Origin of the sequence: Rhizobium phaseoli (genome assembly GCF_010668805.1) — a bacterium.
Classification (GTDB): domain Bacteria; phylum Pseudomonadota; class Alphaproteobacteria; order Rhizobiales; family Rhizobiaceae; genus Rhizobium; species Rhizobium phaseoli_A.
In genome coordinates this window covers 33465-51985 of the sequence record NZ_WUFT01000025.1, presented here as the reverse complement: position 1 = coordinate 51985, position 18521 = coordinate 33465, and the positions used below count along the sequence as shown (strand labels likewise).

The window sequence follows — 18521 nt, the reverse complement described above, 5'->3', positions numbered from 1 at the left end:
ACCCCGCCGTCCCAAAACGGCGGGGTTTGCTTGTTCAGCTCGCGATGAAACGGCCGTTAAAGGCAACTTCGGACAGCGGCTTGCGTTGGCTGGGAAATTCGCGCGCCTGATTGCGTTCGGAGAGAACGCTTTTGTCGGCCAGACGGCCGACGGCGACGCCGGCTTCGACCCGGTATCCCTCGGGAATGGCGAAAGTCTGCCTGATCTCTTCATGTTTGATGCCGCCCATGGCATGGGCATAGAAACCGGATAGCCGCGCCTGGAGTGCCAGATGCCCCCATGCGGCCCCTGCATCGAAGGAGTGGGTGTAGCTCGGTTTTTCCTCGGCAGAGCCGGCAGCGCCGGTGAAGCCGCGCGACACGACGAAGATCAGCGCCGACGCATTCCTAGCCCATTCCTGATTGGCATCGACGAGCAATGCCAGGAATTTCTCCCAATGTTCCGAACCCTTGAGCGCATAGATAAAACGCCAGGGCTGGTGATTGGACGAAGACGGCGCCCAATGGGCGGCGTCGAGCAGGCTGAGCAGTTGCGCCTCTTCAATGCTTTCGCCGGTGAAGGCGCGCGGCGACCAGCGGTCGAGAAACATCGGGTCGATCGGATATTGGGTTTCGCGGCTATTGCTCTTCGTCATGCTTGTTCCAGAGTTTGGGGAAGAAAATTAGGATCGGGGCTCGACTCAATCGATCCAGACGATGTCGAGTTCTTCACGGAAGGCAAAGCGCTTCAGATGATCGGCGACGACATCTTGCATCCTCTGCTGCTGCGAAGGATCGGCGACGGAAAGCGTCATGGTCAGGCCCGCATCGTCGGCGGCAAACGTCACCTCGGCCGTATCGCTGAACGGCACCCGGCCTTTGTGCGGATCGAAATCGACACTGAATTTATGGCTCCAATGTTTGCAGAGCTGCTGCAGGTAGCGGCTTGCATGTTCGGTGCGCACGACGGTTTGGGAGAGGTGCATTTTCGAACTCCATCTCATCTTGGACTGCAGCCAGTCATATTTCCCGCTTCGCGGTCTTGGCAAGCGCAGCGTCGTCGCAGTCGGGGTGGACAGACTGTCTTCATAAAAGCGGCCTCACGCCGCCGGCGAAGTAGGATAAAGAACCTTTCAGTTAATGCATCGGAGTTGCGCATGTTGGTGAACGGAAAATGGACGGAAGACTGGCAGCCCGTCCAGGCGAAGGACGAGAAGGGCGGCTTCGTCAGGCAGACCTCGAGCTTTCGCAACTGGGTGACGCCGGATGGCGCCGCCGGGCCGACCGGCGAAGATGGCTTCAAAGCCGAAGCCGGCCGTTACCATCTCTATGTCGCCTATATCTGTCCCTGGGCCTCGCGCACTCTGATCGGCTGGACGCTCAAGGGGCTGGAAGACGCCATTTCCGTTTCCATCGTCGAGCCGATGCTGACAAAACAGGGCTGGCGCTTCGGCGACTATCCCGGTGCGACGCAGGATCACGTCAACGGCACGACCTATATGCACGAAATCTACACGCGGGCGGCGCCGGACTTCACCGGGCGGGCCACCGTGCCGGTTCTCTGGGACAAGCAGAGAAAGACCATCGTCAACAATGAATCCGCCGATATCCTGCGCATGCTGAACTGCGGCTTCGGCGACCTGGCGAAAAATCCGATTGATCTCTATCCCATGGAGAAGCGTCGCGAGATCGATGCTTTCAACGACCGCATCTATCCGGCCCTGAACAACGGCGTCTATCGCTCTGGTTTCGCCACCACGCAGCCTGCCTATGAAGAAGCCTTCGCCGAGGTCTTTGCCTGCCTCGACTGGGTCGAGCCGCAGTTCCAGGATCGGTCTTTTCTTTTCGCCGAGCATCCGACCGAAAGCGATATCCGGCTCTTCGTCACCCTCGTGCGCTTCGATGTCGCTTATCACGGGCTCTTCAAATGCAATCTGCGCCGGCTTTTCGACTATGCCAACCTCAGCGCCTTTTGCCGCCGCATGCTGGATTGGCCGGGCATCGCGGAAACGGTCAACCTCGACCACATCAAGCGCGGCTACTACTCGATCGAAAGTCTCAACCCGACAAGGATCGTTCCCGTCGGTCCCGATCTTGCAGAAATTTTCAAAGCATAAGGCCGCAATTCATGCGGTTTGCGCCGAAATCGATCCGAATTCAAGGTAAGCCGTACCGCTTCGCGGCAAAGCCGTAATGACACCGGTGAATAATTCGTTCATAGGTGGCTGCAAATTCGTTTTTCGATGAGGAGGAATTTCCATGAAGCTGATGCGTGTTGGCCAAGCAGGCAATGAAAAACCCGCGCTTCTCGATGCCGATGGCAAGATCCGCGATCTGTCCGGTCACGTCGCCGATATCGGTGGCGAGGCGATCACGCCGGCGGGTCTGGCGAAGATAGCGGCAATCGATCCGAAGAGCCTACCGGAACTTGAGCCTGGCCGCATCGGCGCCTGCGTCGCCGGCACCGGCAAATTCATCTGCATCGGTTTGAATTATTCGGATCATGCCGCCGAAACCGGCGCCACCGTTCCGCCCGAGCCGATTATCTTCATGAAAGCAACATCGGCCATCGTCGGACCGAACGACGATGTCGTCATTCCCCGCGGCTCGGAAAAGACCGATTGGGAAGTCGAGTTGGGCGTCGTCATCGGCAAGACCGCCAAATATGTAACGGAAGCCGAAGCCCTGGATCATGTCGCCGGTTATTGCGTCTCCAATGACGTGTCCGAGCGCGCTTTCCAGACCGAGCGGTCCGGGCAATGGACGAAGGGCAAATCCTGCGACACCTTTGGCCCGATCGGCCCATGGCTCGTCACCAAGGACGAAATTCCGCAGCCGCAGAACCTCGGCATGTGGCTGACGGTCAATGGCCAGAAGATGCAGAACGGCTCATCGAAGACGATGGTGTACGGCGTCGCTTTCCTCGTCTCCTACCTCAGCCAGTTCATGTCGCTGCATCCCGGTGACGTGATCTCGACCGGCACGCCTCCCGGCGTCGGCATGGGCCTCAAGCCGCCGCGTTATCTCAAGGCTGGCGACGTGGTCGAACTCGGCATCGAAGGTCTCGGCACGCAAAAGCAGACCTTTGTAGCGGATCGTTAACGACGCTTCGTGCTGTAAAACTTAAGTTTTCGGGTCGATTATCATGCCGGGGATCAATTCTCCGGCATTTCTTGTGCGGGTCTGGTCCGTCCATGTTGCTGTGCAACAAAAAACTGTTAGTCTGCGTTACGTGCCCGCGTGACGGAAAGATCCGATGCCGCTCAATCGGCGTCATCTTTTCGATAGAGAAAGGTGGCGCCTTCCAATGTTTTATCAGCTTTATGAATTGAACCATGCCGCTATGGCGCCGTTTCGCGCCGCGGCCGATATCATGCGGTTTGCCTATGCCAATCCGCTGAACCCGTTTGCGAATACGCCGCTCGGCCGGACGATGGCGGCAAGTCTCGAAATGTTCGAACGCACGACGCGCCGCTATGGCAAACCGGAATTCGGGCTGAAGCAGACGGCGATCGCTGATCAGACGGTTTCCGTCCGCGAAGAGATCGTCTGGTCGCGGCCCTTCTGCAATCTCCTGCATTTCGCCCGCAACGATCCGCGCGCCCGCGGCAATGATCCGCGCATCCTGATCGTCGCGCCGATGTCCGGCCACTACGCCACGCTGCTGCGCGGCACGGTGGAGGCGCTGCTGCCCAGCGCCGATGTCTATATCACCGACTGGATCGACGCTCGCATGGTGCCGATGAGCGAAGGCACGTTCGATTTCGACGATTATGTCGACTATGTCATCGAGATGCTGCATTTCCTCGGTCACGACACGCATGTGATCGCCGTCTGTCAGCCTTCCGTTCCGGTGCTGGCCGCTGCTGCGGTGATGGAGGAAGCCAATGATCCGCTGTCGCCGGCGTCGATGACGCTGATGGGCGGCCCGATCGACACACGCATCAACCCGACGGCGGTCAACAAGCTCGCCCAAGAGCGGTCGCTGCAGTGGTTCTCCGACAATGTCATCATGAACGTGCCCTGGCCGCAGCCGGGTTTCATGCGCCCGGTCTATCCAGGATTTCTGCAGCTTTCAGGCTTTATGTCGATGAACCTCGACCGTCATCTCGTCGCCCACAAGGAATTCTTCATACATCTGGTGAAGAACGACGGCGAACCGGAAAGACATCGGGATTTCTACGACGAATATCTTGCCGTCATGGATCTGACCGCCGAATTCTACCTGCAGACGGTCGAGCAGGTGTTCATCAAGCATTCCCTGCCGAAGGGTGAATTGATGCATCGCGGCAAACGCGTCGATCCGGCGGCAATTCGCAAGGTGGCGCTTCTGACCGTCGAAGGTGAGAACGACGATATCTCAGGGGTCGGCCAGACAAAGGCGGCGCAGACCATCTGCGTGAACATTCCCGAAGAGATGCGCATGCATTATCTGCAGCCGGATGTCGGCCATTATGGTGTTTTCAACGGCTCGCGGTTCCGCCGCGAAATCGCGCCGCGCATCATCAATTTTGTCCGGGAGCATTCCCGTTCCGTCGTCAAGCCTCGGGTCCCGCGGGTGATCAAGGGCGGCCGCACCGCCTGAATCAGCGACGGCTGAATTAGCAAAACGGATTCAAGGCTTTGTCCGATTTCGCGGGCAATCGTCTTGAAGGCCGTTGTTGCGGTAACCACATCGATTTCAGCACTCGGTATTCTGCCGGGCGCGGAAAGCGAGGATACCCGCACGATGAACCAGTCAGCATTGCTTCGACCGGATTGGACTCCGGCTACCATTGCCCTGATGATTCTCGGCTTCATGGTTTTCTGGCCTCTGGGTCTTGCCATGCTTGCCTACATCATCTTCGGCGACCGTCTGCGCGGCTTCAAGCGTGACGTCAACCAGGCGACCGATGGCTTTTTTGCCTCCTGCCGCCGTCCGCACGGCCGTCACCGCCCGCACTTCTCGACCGGCAATGTCGCCTTCGACGACTGGCGCAAGGCCGAGATCGACCGGATCGAGGAAGAGCGCCGCAAGCTCGACGAAATGCGTGAGGAATTCGACGCCTACATGCGCGAACTTCGCCGCGCCAAGGACCAGGAAGAGTTCGATCGCTTCATGCGTGACCGCAGGAACGCCAAGCGTGACGACAACGGCCCGGTTGCCGAATACCAGACGCCATGAAGGCCTGAACGCTGAATTGATGACCGGCATCTTCCGATGCCGGTTTTTCTATGTCCGCTCCCCCGGCGAATCGGATAGAAAACAACCATGTTCTCGCTTCTGAAGACAAGGCCGAAAGCCCGGAAACCGGCTCCGCCCGAAACGCGGACGCTTGATGTGGCCGGCCGGCTCATGCCGCTGACCATCAAGCAGCATGACCGGGCGACGCGCATCACCTTGCGCATAGAGCCGGGCGGCCGGGCCTTGAAGATGACGGTGCCGAAAGGCCTTGCGGCGCGCGAGGTCAATGCATTTCTCGATCGGCACCAGGGGTGGCTACTCACCAAACTTGCCAAGTTTTCGACCGATGCCGGCCTTCGCGACGGCGGCGAAATTCTCTTTCGCGGCGTGTCCCATCGCATCCAGCATACCGGCAGCTTGCGCGGCCTGACGGAAGCGGTTTTGATTGACGACAGACCGGTGCTGCGCGTCAGCGGAATGGCGGAACATGTTGGGCGGCGCATCGCGGCCTTTCTCAAGAAAGAGGCGCGTGCCGATCTTGTAAGGCTGGCGACGATGCATGCCGGAACGATCCGGGCGCCGATCCGCTCGATCTCGATGAAGGATACCCGCAGCCGCTGGGGCTCGTGCTCGTCGGAGGGAAATCTGAGCTTTTCCTGGCGCATCGTCATGGCGCCACCTTCGGTGATCGACTATCTCGCCGCCCACGAGGTTGCCCACCTCAAGGAAATGAATCATGGCCCGCACTTCTGGGCGCTCTGCCGCAAGCTTTGCCCGGGCATGGAGGAGGCAAAATCCTGGCTGAAGCGGCACGGCAGCCAGCTGCACGCCATCGATTTCGACTAGAGCATGTCAAAGCGCTAGCGCTTTTGCCGCCACGACATGCGTAAAATAAAGGGCTAAAGCGCGAGGAGCGAATCTGAAAGATCGAGACGCGCTTTAGCCGAAAGCCGCTCTAAATGCAGCTTTCAACGCAAATTGGCTCGACTCTCGACGCATTTCGTGTCACTTCGCTGCCATGAAACCGGATATCAAAATCTGCGGCTTGACGACGCCCGAGGCTGTCGATCGCGCGCTGAAACGCGGCGCGACCCATATCGGTTTTATTTTCTTCGAAAAGAGCCCGCGCTACATCGAGCCGGACCTGGCGGCAATACTTGCCGAACCGGCGCGCGGCAAGGCGAAGATCGTCGCCGTCGTCGTCGATCCCAGCAACGACGATTTGGACGAGATCGTCTCGCTGTTGAAGCCGGATATTCTGCAGCTGCACGGCAACGAGAGTCCCGAACATGTGCTGACCATAAAGGCGCTTTATGCTCTGCCTGTCATGAAGGTATTTTCGGTGCGCACCGCCGATGATCTGAAACGGGTCGAGGCCTATATCGGCATCGCCGATCGTTTTCTCTTCGATGCAAAAGCGCCGAAGGGTTCCGAATTGCCGGGTGGTAACGGCGTTTCCTTCGACTGGAGCCTTCTTAGCTGGCTCGACGGCAGCATCGACTACATGCTTTCTGGCGGGCTGAACAAGAACAATGTCGCGGATGCGCTGGCCAACACCAATGCCCGTGGTATCGACGTCTCATCGGGTGTCGAAACCGCGCCTGGCGTGAAGAGCGTCGCAATGATCGATGAATTTTTCGATGCGGTCGAAGAGGCGGATGCGCCTGTCATGGCCTCAGGGAGTTGAGAGTGAACGAGACGCCTAAACCGAATTCCTTCCGCTCCGGACCCGATGAAGATGGCCGTTTCGGCATTTATGGCGGTCGTTTCGTTGCCGAAACGTTGATGCCGCTGATCCTCGATCTGCAGGACGAGTGGGACAGGGCCAAGAACGATCCGGCATTCCAGGCCGAATTGAAGCATCTCGGCGCCCATTATATCGGTCGGCCGAGCCCGCTCTATTTCGCCGAGCGGCTGACCGCCGAACTCGGCGGCGCGAAGATCTATTTCAAGCGCGAGGAGCTGAACCACACCGGTTCGCACAAGATCAACAACTGCATCGGCCAGATCCTGCTCGCCAAGCGCATGGGTAAGACCCGGATCATCGCCGAAACCGGGGCCGGCCAGCACGGCGTTGCCTCCGCCACGGTTGCCGCCCGCTTCGGCCTTCCCTGCGTCGTCTATATGGGCGCGACCGACGTCGAGCGTCAGGCACCGAACGTTTTCCGCATGAAGCTGCTCGGCGCCGAAGTCAAACCGGTCACCGCGGGGAGCGGCACGCTGAAGGACGCCATGAACGAGGCGCTTCGCGACTGGGTGACCAATGTCGAGGATACCTATTACCTGATCGGAACGGCGGCCGGTCCGCATCCCTATCCGGAGATGGTCCGCGATTTCCAGTCGGTGATCGGCACCGAAGCGAAAGAGCAGATGCTGGCAGCCGAAGGCCGCCTGCCGGATCTCGTCATCGCTGCCGTTGGCGGCGGGTCGAACGCGATCGGCATTTTCCATCCTTTCCTGGATGATCCCACAGTCAAGATCGTCGGCGTCGAAGCCGGCGGCAAGGGCCTGCAGGGCGACGAACATTGCGCGTCGATCACCGCCGGTTCGCCGGGGGTGCTGCACGGCAACCGCACCTATCTGCTGCAGGATGGCGATGGCCAGATCAAGGAAGGCCATTCGATTTCGGCGGGTCTCGATTATCCCGGCATCGGCCCCGAACATTCCTGGCTGAACGATACCGGCCGCGTCGACTATGTGCCGATCATGGATCACGAAGCGCTGGAGGCTTTCCAGACCCTGACCCGCCTCGAAGGCATCATCCCGGCGCTCGAGCCCTCGCATGCGATTGCCGAGGTGATCAAGCGCGCGCCGAAGATGGGCAAGGACGAGATCATCCTGATGAACCTCTCCGGCCGCGGCGACAAGGATATCTTCACCGTCGGCAAGATTCTGGGAATGGGACTGTAAGACATGACCGCACGCATGGACAAACGCTTTGCCGAGCTGAAGGCCGAGGGCCGTCCGGCGCTTGTGACCTATTTCATGGGCGGCGATCCTGATTACGATACCTCTCTCGGCATCATGAAGGCGCTGCCGGAGGCCGGCTCCGACATCATCGAGCTCGGCATGCCCTTTTCCGATCCGATGGCCGACGGCCCGGCGATCCAGCTCGCCGGCCAGCGTGCGCTGAAAGGCGGCCAGACGCTGAAGAAGACGTTGCAGCTGGCGGCCGATTTCCGCAAATCCGATGACGCGACGCCGATCGTGATGATGGGCTATTACAACCCGATCTATATTTATGGCGTCGAAAAATTTCTCGACGACGCGATTGCTGCCGGCATCGACGGTCTGATCGTCGTCGATCTGCCGCCTGAGATGGATGACGAACTCTGCATCCCGGCGATCCGCAAAGGCATCAATTTCATCCGCCTGGCGACGCCGACGACGGATGAGAAGCGCCTGCCGAAGGTTTTGAAGAACACCTCCGGCTTCGTCTATTACGTCTCGATGAACGGCATCACCGGTTCGGCGCTGCCGGATCCGTCGCTGGTGTCGGGCGCGGTCGAACGCATCAAGCAGCACACCAAGCTGCCCGTCTGCGTCGGCTTTGGCGTCAAGACGGCGGAACATGCAAAGGTCATCGGCGGTTCGGCCGACGGCGTCGTCGTCGGCACCGCCATCGTCAATCAGGTCGCGACCAGTCTGACGAGCGACGGCAAGGCAACGGCCGATACCGTTCAGGCTGTTGCTACACTGGTCCGCGGCCTTTCCACGGGAACACGTTCGGCGCGCCTTGTTGCTGCCGAATAGTTTGCCCACATTGGAGCAAAGCAATGTCGCGCAAAATGTGCAGCGGTCTTGCGGGAACGACATGCGGGAAACCGAAGACCTCAAAGTGTGGCAAACGATCTGAACGATCGCGACACGCTTTCGTCAATCAGGAGTATTCGAGTTGAACTGGATCACCAACTACGTTCGCCCGCGGATCAATTCCATGCTGGGCCGTCGCGAAGTGCCGGAAAACCTCTGGATCAAGTGCCCGGAAACCGGCGAGATGGTCTTCCACAAGGATCTGGAAGGCAACAAATGGGTCATTCCAGCCTCCGGCTATCACATGAAGATGCCGGCCAAGGCCCGCCTGATCGATCTGTTCGACAATGGCGAGTTCGAATCGCTGCCGCAGCCGAAGGTCGCCCAGGACCCACTGAAGTTCCGCGATTCGAAAAAATATAGCGATCGTCTGCGCGACAGCCGCCTGAAGACCGAGCAGGAGGATACGATCCTCGCCGGCGTCGGAAAGGTGCAGGGATTGAAACTCGTGGCGGTGGTGCACGAATTCAACTTCATCGGCGGTTCGCTCGGCATGGCCGCCGGCGAGGCGATCGTCAAGGCTTTCGAGCGTGCGACCTCCGAAAAGTGCCCGCTGGTGATGTTCCCCGCTTCCGGCGGCGCGCGCATGCAGGAAGGCATCCTGTCGCTGATGCAGCTGCCGCGCACGACGGTTGCCCTCGACCTGCTGAAGGAATCCGGCCAGCCCTATATCGTCGTGCTGACCAACCCGACCACAGGCGGCGTCACAGCCTCCTATGCCATGCTGGGCGATATCCATCTGGCCGAGCCGGGCGCCGAGATCGGCTTTGCCGGCAAGCGCGTCATCGAGCAGACGCTGCGTGAAAAACTGCCCGAAGGCTTCCAGACCTCCGAATACCTGCTGGAGCATGGTATGGTCGATATGGTCGTCAAACGTCACGATATCCCGGAAACGCTGGCGCGCGTCCTGAAGATCCTGACGAAGAAGCCGGTTTCGGCGGCGAACGACATGAATAGCGGTGCGATCGCTCTGGCGGCGAGCGCCTGATAACCGACAAGCAAGCGGGGTGCCGAATTGATACCCAGAGGCCAAACCGCGGTGAGTGAGGCAGCACAGGAGATCGACAAGCTCATGGGATTGCATCCCAAGGGTTTTGATCTGTCTCTCGATCGCATCACCCGTCTTCTCGACGGGCTCGGCAATCCACACCGGAATCTGCCGCCGGTGATCCATGTCGCCGGCACCAACGGCAAAGGCTCTGTCACCGCCTTCTGCCGCGCTCTGCTCGAAGCCGGCGGCTACAGCGCTCATGTTCACACCTCGCCGCATCTCGTCAATTGGCACGAGCGTTACCGCATTGGTGTGGCGGGCGGGCGCGGGCAGCTTGTCGATGACGCCGTCTTCGCCGAGGCCCTGCGTCGTGTGGCAGATGCCAATGCCGGACAGCACATCACCGTCTTCGAAATCCTGACGGCGGTCACCTTCATTCTGTTTTCCGAACAGCCGGCCGATGCCGCGATCATCGAAGTCGGACTCGGCGGTCGGTTCGATGCCACCAATGTCATTTCCGATCCGGCGGTTTCGGTGATCATGCCGATCTCGCTCGATCACCAGCCCTATCTCGGCGACAGGGTCGAGCTGATCGCCGCCGAAAAGGCCGGCATCATGAAGCCGGGATATCCCGTTGTCATCGGTCATCAGGAATATGACGCCGCGCTCGACGTGCTGATGGCGACGGCCGAACGGCTGCATTGTCCCAGTGCCGTCTTCGGCCAGGATTTCATGGCGCATGAGGAATATGGCCGGCTCGTCTATCAGGACGAATTCGGTCTTGCCGACCTGCCGCTGCCGCGGCTTCCCGGCCGCCACCAATATGCCAATGCCGCCGCCGCCATTCGCGCCGTCAAGGCGGCGGGTTTCCCCGTCACCGAGGCGATGATGGAAAAGGCGATGAATTCTGTGGAATGGCCCGGCCGGCTCCAGCGTCTGAGCGAAGGCCGGCTGCTTCAGCATGCACCCGCCGGCGCCGAGATCTGGATCGACGGCGGGCACAATCCCGGGGCCGGCGAAGTGATCGCCGAAGCCATGGCCAATTTCGAGGAACGCCAGTCCCGGCCGCTTTTCCTCATTACCGGCATGATCAACACCAAGGATCCGGTCGGCTATTTCAAGGCCTTCGCCGGCTTGGTCGAGAAAGTCTTCTGCGTGCCGATCCGCAACAGCGATGCGATGATCGACCCGGTGATATTGTCGAACGCCGCCTATGATGCCGGCCTGGTTGCCGAACCGATGTCGACGGTCGGCGATGCGCTGGAAGCCATAAAAGCCGTCCTCGATCCGGAGGGTCTACCCCCGCGCATCCTCATCGGCGGCTCCCTCTATCTCGTCGGCGATGTGCTTTCCGACAACGGCACGCCGCCGAAATGAAGGCAATTGAAAAAGCCCGGTCGATGCCGGGCTTTTTCGTCAATGCGATTTAATTTAAGCGATATCAGTCACGCAGCGCTCGAAATCCAGTTCGAAAGCGCGGTCTTCGGCTTGGCGCCGACGGAGATATCGGCGACTTCGCCGCCCTTGAAGATCGCCAGGGTCGGAATAGAGCGCACACCGAACTGGGCGGCGAGTTCCGGGTTCTCATCGATATTCAGCTTGGCCACCTTGACCTTGCCTTCCATCTCGACGGCGATTTCTTCGAGGCTCGGCGCAATCATCTTGCACGGGCCGCACCATTCAGCCCAGAAATCGACGACGACGGGCTCTGCGGATTCCAGAACTTCCGACTGGAAGTTGTTGATATCGACTTTCACGGTAGCCATGGGCTGCTCCTTTGTCTCGGTGTTGAACCACATGTGATGCTGCGGTGCCGAATTTTCAATGTCCGGTATTTCACTTTGTCTTGACTGCTGCAAGCGCCAAACCGAGCGCCTTTTCGCTCAGCGTGTAGAGCGAGGCGTTCTCGGTATAGACAAGCATGCAATCGATACGCTTGCCGGGATAGAGCGGCGCCAGGATCTCTCGATAGATCGCCAGCTGCGCCCGGTGCGCGAAGGGGATAGCCTCCTCTGTTGCCGGCGGCACCCGATTGGTCTTGTAGTCCAGAATGACGACGCGATCGGCAAGGACGGCAAGCCGGTCGATGCGGCCGGAGACGGTATAGCGCCTGTCTTCGAGCGTTAGCGTTCCCATGATCGAGACCTCGGGCTGGGCCTGCGCACCGAGGACGGACTGCAGACCCTCTTCGTCCAATAGTTTCAGAACCGAATCGACAAGTTTGCGCCGTTCGGCTTCCGGCCAGAACCGCGCCGCTCGTTCGGCATAGCGGCCTGCGGCATCAGGCCGTTCGGCAGGCGGAATTTCCGGAAGCGCCTGCAGCATACGGTGGATGAGCCTGCCCTTCTCCATCGAACGATCGCTGCGCTGCCTCTCGCTAAACAGTGGCGAAACGACGAGCAAACCACCCTCGTCTTCATCGATGATCGTCCCGGCGCCGGAGGGGCTGAGCGGCCGGGGCAGCCCTGCCTGCGGCGGCAACGGTCGCAACAGACCATCCGGCAGCCTCTCCTCGCTGTCGCGCTCCTGGCTGCGGTCGGTGCGTTCGAAGCGTCGTTTCACCCGCGGCACGCGCCATTTGATACCCGGCCATTCCCCATCGGGACTGGAAAATGTGGTCGTCTCCACCAGCGGATGATCGTCGCGCAGTGCCGTCGAAATCATCAGATGCCAGGTGTCGTTGTTCACACGCACGCCGCGATAGCCGCAGACGACCAGCCGGTCGGCGGCGCGCGTCATGGCGACATAGAGCAATCGGCGATATTCTTCCTCCGCCAGCATCTGGATCCGCGCGGCATCGTCTTGGGTCAGCGAATTGGCGAGATCGGAGACAGGAACCCAGACGGGCATCGGCGGCTCGTCGGCGTCGGTCTCGATCAGGCGGAGCTTCGGCAGATGAGTATGGGTAAAAGCCTTCGAACCGCCGTCGACGAGGAAAACGATCGGTGCCTCAAGACCCTTGGAGGCATGCACCGTCATGATCCGCACTTCATTGCGCCCCTTGTCCTGCTCGCGCTTGACCACGGGGGCTTCGAGCTCCAGCGTCGAGATGAAGGACTGCAGCCCGGGGAGACCGGAGTTCTCGTGGTCGAGGGTGAAGGTCAGGAATTCGTCGAGGATATCGCTGACCTCGGTGCCGAGCCGGGCAAGGAATTGCCGCCGCCCACCATGGCTGCCGAGCACACGCGCATAAAAATCGTGGACCGACAGGCTCCTGGATTGACGAAGGAACAATTCAAGCCTCTCGACGGCTGCGCTGAAACGCTCGGTGCCATCGGCGGCGAAGCTTTTGAGATGGTGCCAGACGCTCTCATTATCGCCGCGCAGCGCGGCAATCGCAAAGATGTCGTCTTCGGAAAGATTAAACAGCGGGCTCTTGAGCACGGCGGCGAGCGAAAGATCGTCTTCCGGCAGCAGCAGGAAACGGCCGAGCGCCAGCAGATCCTGCACGGCGATATGACTAGTCAGCACCAGTCTGTCGGCGCCGGCGACCGGAATGTCGCCGCGGCGCTTCAACGCGCGCGTCAACGCATTGACGAAGGCGTCGCGCTTGCGCACCAGCACGAGGATGTCGCCGGCTTCGATCAGGCGCTCCTTGCCTTTGTCGACGATCGTCTCGCGGCCGACCAGTGTGCCGATCGAATGGGCGATCCGCCGCGCCAGGATTGCAGCCGGCGCGCTTTCCGGCGTCGCGTCGAAAGGCGCCGTCCAGTCCTCCTCCTTTACCACCGCTTCCGGCGCGACCATCTCCCAGAGATCGACGGCGCCGGGATGTCCGATGCGGCTGGAGCGATGCACCACCGGTTCGCCGAGAGCGCTGAGGCCGCGCGCATTGTTTGGTTCCCGGAAAATATGGTCGACGGCCTCAAGCACATCGGCGGTCGAGCGGAAGGAAAGCGGCAGCCGGACGGAGGAAAAGCTCTGCCCGCTGTCGGAAACCCGCCGCCGCGTTCGGTCGCTTTCCTCCGAAAAACGCTCAGGCCGCGCTCCTTGAAAGGAATAGATCGACTGTTTCTCGTCGCCGACGGCAAACAGCGTGCGCACGATCGGCCGGGCGCTTTCGCCGGAGAAGAAATCCTCGGCAAGCGATTGGATGACGCTCCATTGGATCGGGCTGGTATCCTGCGCCTCGTCGACGAGGATATGGTCGATGCCGCGATCGAGCTTGTAGTGGATCCAGGGGCCGACGCCGCTTTTCGTCAGCAGGTCGGCGCTGCGGGTGATCAGATCCTCGAAATCGAGCTGGCTGCGCTGCTTTTTCAATTCCTCGTAGTCGTGATTAAGCCGCCCGGCGAGCACGAGCGCTGCATGTGTGGCGCCGTACATTCGCATCAGTTTCAGCCGGTCGCGGCTTTCGGCGACATGGGCGCGGGCAGCGGCGATGGCGCCCGCCAGCTGCGGTGCGTCGGCCAGCATCGCCTTGACCGTGAATTGCGAGTCCGCCTTGGGCTCGCCCTTGGCTGTCAGAAAGATTTTCTCGAGAAAATCAGCGCGCCTTGCGTCATCGCGCTCCCGCCCGGCAAGCCTGAGGCCATAGGCAACCTCCTGCGCCTTCGCGCCGCCTTTCTGGTCGGCAAGCGACAGATAAAGCTCCAGCATGCCGCCCGAAAGCTCCGGCAACGGCCAATATTGCGCCGCGACCCGGCTTTCCGTGTCGCCGGCGGCAAGGCCAAGCCTTTCGCGCAGGACCCTCTCCACGCCGCCCTGCCGTTCGGCGGTTGCCGTGAAACGGCGGATGGCGTTGCGATGGGCGACGATGTCGCCGAGCAGGTTCTCCAGTCCGGATTCGTCCCCGAGATCGAGCACATAGGCGAACGCCTCGGCCAGTGTGCTGTCTCCCTCAGGCGCGGTTGCCGTCAGCAGCGCCCGGCGCGCATCGGAAAGCAGCGCCACCGCCGCGCGGTCGTCGAGAACCGAGAAATGCCCGGCGACGTTGGCCTCCAGTGGAAACTGGTGCAGCAGCGCCTCGCAAAAGGCATGGATCGTCTGGATCTTCAGCCCGCCGGGTGTCTCTAGCGCCTTCGCAAACAGCCGGCGCGCCTCGGCAAGCTTCAGTCCATCGGGAGCCGTCCCCTCGATCTGGGTGATCCGCCGGCTAAGGTCCTCATCGTCAAGCACCACCCAGTCCGCCAGCCGTTCGAAGACGCGGTTCGACATTTCGGAAGCTGCAGCCTTGGTATAGGTCAGGCATAAAATGGCGGAAGGCCGCGCCCCGGCCAGCAGAAGACGGATGACGCGCTGTGTCAGCACATGCGTCTTGCCGGAGCCGGCATTGGCAGAGACCCATGCCGAACGCAGAGGATCCGAGGCAATCGCCTGCTGGATCGTCGTCCAGCCGATCCAGGCGCCGGGATCATCGTCGTTGGGAAGAGGCGTTACATCACTCATCGCTGCCGCCTTCCTCGGTTTCGGCTGTCGACCATTCGGAGACGCGGGCGAGGTGATCATAGTCGCCGCCGAAATCGAATTGCTGCGCCGGGATGAGCCGCGAGGTGAAGCCTTTCTCGCCGGACTGCAGCAATCCGACGAACTTGACCAGCTGGTCGATCGATTCCTCGGCGAGATCCATCGCCGATTTCGCCTTGTCGCTGCGCGCCGAACTCTCGTTGTTGACGGTGTCGACCTGAAAACGGCGTCCCGGCCGCAGGCGGACATAGAGCAGGTCCTGCGGCACGAGACTGCCGGCATCACGGAAGGCGCCGGCGCTCAAGGCTGCCGCTTCGAGCGCAAGCTGCGGATCGAGAAGCACGCGGGCCTGCGCCGGCGACGGATTGTAGCCGGTTTTATAGTCGATGATATCGGCGGCATTCGGTCCGCTGATGTCGATCCGGTCGGCAACGCCGTTAAGGCGGATGTTGATCGGCTCCAATTCGAAGCCGCCACGCACCTCGGTCAGCGTTTTGCGGATGCCGGGCCGCCGTCCGGTTTCCCATTCGAGGAAGGCACGGGATACCGCGCGGAAGCGTGGCCGCCACACGGCATCGATATGCGGCGGTAGCTGCTCCATGTCGAAAAGCTCGGAAAGGATGCGCTCCATCGCCGCTGCCGCATCCGGGGTGCCGGCGACATGGGCTTCGCGAATGAACCGGTCGATGATCTTGTGGTAGAGCGTTCCGCGTTCGGCCGCTCCTGGATCGCGGTTGAACGTATCGACGGGATCGAGGCGCAGGATGCGGCGGGCATAGATGGCATAGGGATCCCGGCGCAGCCGCCCGACTTCGCTGAAGGAATAGGATTTCGGCTGCAGTGCCAGCGGTGGCTTCGGCGAGGGTCGCTGTGCTGGTACCTGGGCTTCTCCGCGATCGATCAGGCCGGCCCATTGCAGGAACCGGTTGCCACGTCCCTTCAATTCCGCTTCGAACGCCTCTCCGGCGAGCGCCAGCAGCCGCTGCAGCCAACGAGAGGCGACCGTCGGTGTCGAGCCTTGGCGCAGCGCGCGCGAATAGATCAGATGGCGCGTGCCGTTCGCCATCTCGAAGTCATGCGCCAGCTGGCCGATACGCCGTTCCGGCGGCTCGAGGCCGATCTCGGTCTTCATCATACGCGGAATGAAGGGATTGTTGGCGGTCTGCCCTGGCCAGGTGCCCTCGTTCAGGCCGCCGAGGATCAGCGTATCGACGCTCTGCAGGCGGGCTTCCAGTGTGCCGAAGATGAAGAGGCGAGGATGACTGAGTGCCCGTGGCTTCACCGCATGACCGGCGGCAAGCGCTGCCATGATGTCGATCCATTGCGGCCCGTCGGCTTCCATCTGGCCGTCCGTACCGATGACCTCGCCGAGCAGGGCTGCGAGCGCATCTCCCGCTTCACCAGACCAGAGATCGGCGAGATTGCCGCGCGGATCGGCCGCGACTGCTTCGAGCGAACGACCGGTACGCTCCGCCCATTCGGACAAAGTGAAGCTTACCATCCTTCCGCGATCTTCCGGCCGGTGCCGGATCAAGGCCGAAGCCAGCGGCTCGGTCGCTTGTGTGACCCGCCGGGCAAGATCGTACGCGGCATCGGCAGCGTCGGGCGAAAGCGCCTTTCGCCATTGCGGCGCGTGCCTATCCTGTGCCTGTTCGGCAAGCTGCTGGGTCAGCAACGGCTCGAGCCTGCTGATATTGACCTCCGCCACACCGCCGCGCAGTGCCAGCAGCTCGAGCGCCTCGGTAGCGGAAATCAATGCGTCGCGTTCCAGGCCGAAACGGGCCAGCGGATGTTTGAGCAGCGAGACGATCGCCACCGGATCGCCGGGGCGTAGCGCTGCCTCCAGCAGCAATTGCAGCAGCGTGCCCTGCGGCATGGCGGCAAGCGGTGTGCCGGCCGAATCGTCGGCGAGGATGCCGAAGCGGGACAGTTCCGCCATCACCCGGCGGGCGAGATTGCGGTCCGGGGTGATGAGGGCCGCCCGGCTTTCGCCGTCCTGCCCCGGCTTTTCCAGGGCCAGCCGCAGCGCAATTGCAATCGCGGTGGCTTCCTCGCGTTCATTGGCGGCTTCGATCAGCGAAACATCGGCGAAGGAGGAAGACAGGCTGCCCTCGGGCAGGTCGCTCTTCCAGGCGCCCCAATCGCTGGTGGCCTCCGCGGGGACGAGCGCCCGGGACAGGATTTCGGCGCGCCGCTCAAGATCGGCCGCAGGCCGTTCAAGAAGGGTCACGGCGGCACGCGTCAGCTTCAGCCGCTTGAGCAGCAACGACAGGCCATACTGCGGATGGCTCCGGCTTGCAGGGTTGGCATGTTGGCCGGGTGCCGGTTCCGGCGCCACCATCTGCCAGTGTTTCTCCGGCATGGAGAGATCGAGACCCGGAAGCACAATCACACCCTCGGGCAGATTGGCGACGGCGGCGATGAGATCGGCGGTGGCGGGGACCGAACCCGTCGAACCGGCAATGATGATCGGCCCAATCGGTTTCGTCGCGGAAAGCCTTGTCGCTTCGGCCCGCAGGATGGCGTTTCGGTGCCGCGCCGGCGAGGATTTGCCGACTTCGGAAAGCCGCTCCGGCCAGAAGGCGCTGGCGATCTGCAGAAACTCCGCCGTCAGCTGCCACCAGGCGGCATAGTCGCCGGTGTCGAGTTTCGACAGTTCCGACCAGTCGAGGTCTTCGGTTTCGATGGAATCGATCAGTTCCGCGAGGTTGCGGGCGAGCCAGATCGCATCCGCCGGGCTTGCCGGTGCCACCAGCGGCGAATCCGAATGAATGTGGCGGACGATCTCCGGCAGTTTGTTTCGCCAGGCGAGGATCAGACGCGCCAGTTCCAGCAGGCGGGCGGTATTCGACAGCGGCTGGGCGAGATCGATCGTCGCCGGCAGCGCCTCGTCGAAATAGCCGCTGTCGTCATCGGTTTCGCCGAGAGGACGGATGACCGGCAGGATCGCCGAGCGGCCGCCGAGCAGGTCGACGAATTCCGAACGCAGCACGCGCACGGCGCGCCGCGTCGGCAGATAGATCGTCACCTTGGCGAGCGACAGCGGATCATCCGCCTCATGCCGGAAGCGCGGCGTCAGCCGGCCGTCGCAAAGCGTCGTCGCCAGCGTTTTCAGGAAGGAGAGGCCTGCCGGGATCGTCAGAATACGTGGCTGGTGCCGCTCCGCCAT

The 18521-nt window shown here is 61.5% G+C and carries 15 protein-coding genes; 10 read left to right on the top strand and 5 right to left on the bottom strand.

The features are described from left to right. Window positions 1-34: 34 nt before the first annotated feature. Window positions 35-634: a nitroreductase family protein gene (locus GR197_RS28005; RefSeq protein ID WP_164015525.1), complete on the bottom strand. Its 600-nt coding sequence runs from the start codon at window positions 632-634 to the stop codon at window positions 35-37. A gap of 45 nt (window positions 635-679) precedes the next feature. Further along, the gene (locus GR197_RS28000; protein WP_164015523.1) at window positions 680-964 is read right to left on the bottom strand and encodes a DUF2218 domain-containing protein; all 285 of its coding nucleotides are present in this window, start codon (window positions 962-964) and stop codon (window positions 680-682) included. A gap of 171 nt (window positions 965-1135) precedes the next feature. On the opposite strand from GR197_RS28000, the gene GR197_RS27995 reads away from it, so the two are divergent. The 10 genes from GR197_RS27995 to GR197_RS27950 all read left to right on the top strand — a co-directional run bounded on the left by GR197_RS27995 (window position 1136) and on the right by GR197_RS27950 (window position 11323). After that, complete coding sequence (locus GR197_RS27995; RefSeq protein WP_164015521.1) at window positions 1136-2095, top strand: glutathione S-transferase family protein; 960 nt, start codon at window positions 1136-1138, stop codon at window positions 2093-2095. Window positions 2096-2237: 142 nt separating this feature from the next. Further along, entirely contained in the window at window positions 2238-3080 is an 843-nt protein-coding gene (locus GR197_RS27990) for a fumarylacetoacetate hydrolase family protein (RefSeq protein ID WP_164015519.1), read from the top strand. A gap of 205 nt (window positions 3081-3285) precedes the next feature. After that, window positions 3286-4563 (top strand): polyhydroxyalkanoate depolymerase, encoded by a 1278-nt coding sequence (locus tag GR197_RS27985; protein ID WP_164015517.1) that lies wholly within the window; start codon window positions 3286-3288, stop codon window positions 4561-4563. Between the two features lie 144 nt (window positions 4564-4707). Continuing rightward, window positions 4708-5142 carry a DUF2852 domain-containing protein gene (locus GR197_RS27980; protein ID WP_164015576.1) on the top strand — a complete coding sequence of 145 codons (435 nt, stop codon included), beginning with the start codon at window positions 4708-4710 and terminating at the stop codon, window positions 5140-5142. Window positions 5143-5229: 87 nt separating this feature from the next. Beyond that, complete coding sequence (locus tag GR197_RS27975) at window positions 5230-5988, top strand: M48 family metallopeptidase (protein WP_164015515.1); 759 nt, start codon at window positions 5230-5232, stop codon at window positions 5986-5988. Window positions 5989-6160: 172 nt separating this feature from the next. Further along, window positions 6161-6829, top strand: coding sequence for a phosphoribosylanthranilate isomerase (locus tag GR197_RS27970; protein WP_164015512.1), 669 nt, complete (start codon window positions 6161-6163; stop codon window positions 6827-6829). Between the two features lie 2 nt (window positions 6830-6831). Then, window positions 6832-8052 carry a tryptophan synthase subunit beta gene (trpB, locus tag GR197_RS27965; protein WP_007632086.1) on the top strand — a complete coding sequence of 407 codons (1221 nt, stop codon included), beginning with the start codon at window positions 6832-6834 and terminating at the stop codon, window positions 8050-8052. A gap of 3 nt (window positions 8053-8055) precedes the next feature. Next, on the top strand, window positions 8056-8895 hold the full coding sequence (gene trpA, locus GR197_RS27960; protein ID WP_164015510.1) for a tryptophan synthase subunit alpha: 840 nt from the start codon (window positions 8056-8058) through the stop codon (window positions 8893-8895). A 142-nt stretch (window positions 8896-9037) separates the two neighbouring features. Further along, the gene (accD, locus tag GR197_RS27955; protein ID WP_164015509.1) at window positions 9038-9943 is read left to right on the top strand and encodes an acetyl-CoA carboxylase, carboxyltransferase subunit beta; all 906 of its coding nucleotides are present in this window, start codon (window positions 9038-9040) and stop codon (window positions 9941-9943) included. Between the two features lie 27 nt (window positions 9944-9970). After that, window positions 9971-11323: a bifunctional folylpolyglutamate synthase/dihydrofolate synthase gene (locus GR197_RS27950; RefSeq protein WP_204330427.1), complete on the top strand. Its 1353-nt coding sequence runs from the start codon at window positions 9971-9973 to the stop codon at window positions 11321-11323. 68 nt (window positions 11324-11391) lie between these two features. On the opposite strand, the gene trxA is transcribed toward GR197_RS27950, so the two are convergent. From trxA to addB, 3 genes are all read right to left on the bottom strand, one after another. Beyond that, window positions 11392-11712 (bottom strand): thioredoxin, encoded by a 321-nt coding sequence (trxA, locus tag GR197_RS27945; protein ID WP_003544118.1) that lies wholly within the window; start codon window positions 11710-11712, stop codon window positions 11392-11394. 70 nt (window positions 11713-11782) lie between these two features. Continuing rightward, a complete protein-coding gene (addA, locus tag GR197_RS27940; protein WP_164015507.1) occupies window positions 11783-15334 on the bottom strand; it encodes a double-strand break repair helicase AddA in 3552 nt (1183 codons plus the stop codon). Further along, on the bottom strand, window positions 15327-18521 hold the full coding sequence (addB, locus tag GR197_RS27935; RefSeq protein ID WP_164015505.1) for a double-strand break repair protein AddB: 3195 nt from the start codon (window positions 18519-18521) through the stop codon (window positions 15327-15329). The genes addA and addB overlap by 8 nt, the downstream gene beginning before the upstream one ends.

Bases quoted from the DNA above. Each gene is read 5' to 3' on its own strand.
- GR197_RS27975 (WP_164015515.1), top strand. From the start codon at position 5,230: ATGTTCTCGCTTCTGAAGACAAGGCCGAAAGCCCGGAAACCGGCTCCG.
- GR197_RS27980 (WP_164015576.1), top strand. From the start codon at position 4,708: ATGAACCAGTCAGCATTGCTTCGACCGGATTGGACTCCGGCTACCATT.
- GR197_RS28000 (WP_164015523.1), bottom strand. From the start codon at position 964: ATGCACCTCTCCCAAACCGTCGTGCGCACCGAACATGCAAGCCGCTAC.
- GR197_RS28005 (WP_164015525.1), bottom strand. From the start codon at position 634: ATGACGAAGAGCAATAGCCGCGAAACCCAATATCCGATCGACCCGATG.
- GR197_RS27995 (WP_164015521.1), top strand. From the start codon at position 1,136: ATGTTGGTGAACGGAAAATGGACGGAAGACTGGCAGCCCGTCCAGGCG.
- GR197_RS27990 (WP_164015519.1), top strand. From the start codon at position 2,238: ATGAAGCTGATGCGTGTTGGCCAAGCAGGCAATGAAAAACCCGCGCTT.
- addB (WP_164015505.1), bottom strand. From the start codon at position 18,521: ATGGCGGAGCGGCACCAGCCACGTATTCTGACGATCCCGGCAGGCCTC.
- trpA (WP_164015510.1), top strand. From the start codon at position 8,056: ATGACCGCACGCATGGACAAACGCTTTGCCGAGCTGAAGGCCGAGGGC.
- GR197_RS27970 (WP_164015512.1), top strand. From the start codon at position 6,161: ATGAAACCGGATATCAAAATCTGCGGCTTGACGACGCCCGAGGCTGTC.
- addA (WP_164015507.1), bottom strand. From the start codon at position 15,334: ATGAGTGATGTAACGCCTCTTCCCAACGACGATGATCCCGGCGCCTGG.
- trxA (WP_003544118.1), bottom strand. From the start codon at position 11,712: ATGGCTACCGTGAAAGTCGATATCAACAACTTCCAGTCGGAAGTTCTG.
- GR197_RS27985 (WP_164015517.1), top strand. From the start codon at position 3,286: ATGTTTTATCAGCTTTATGAATTGAACCATGCCGCTATGGCGCCGTTT.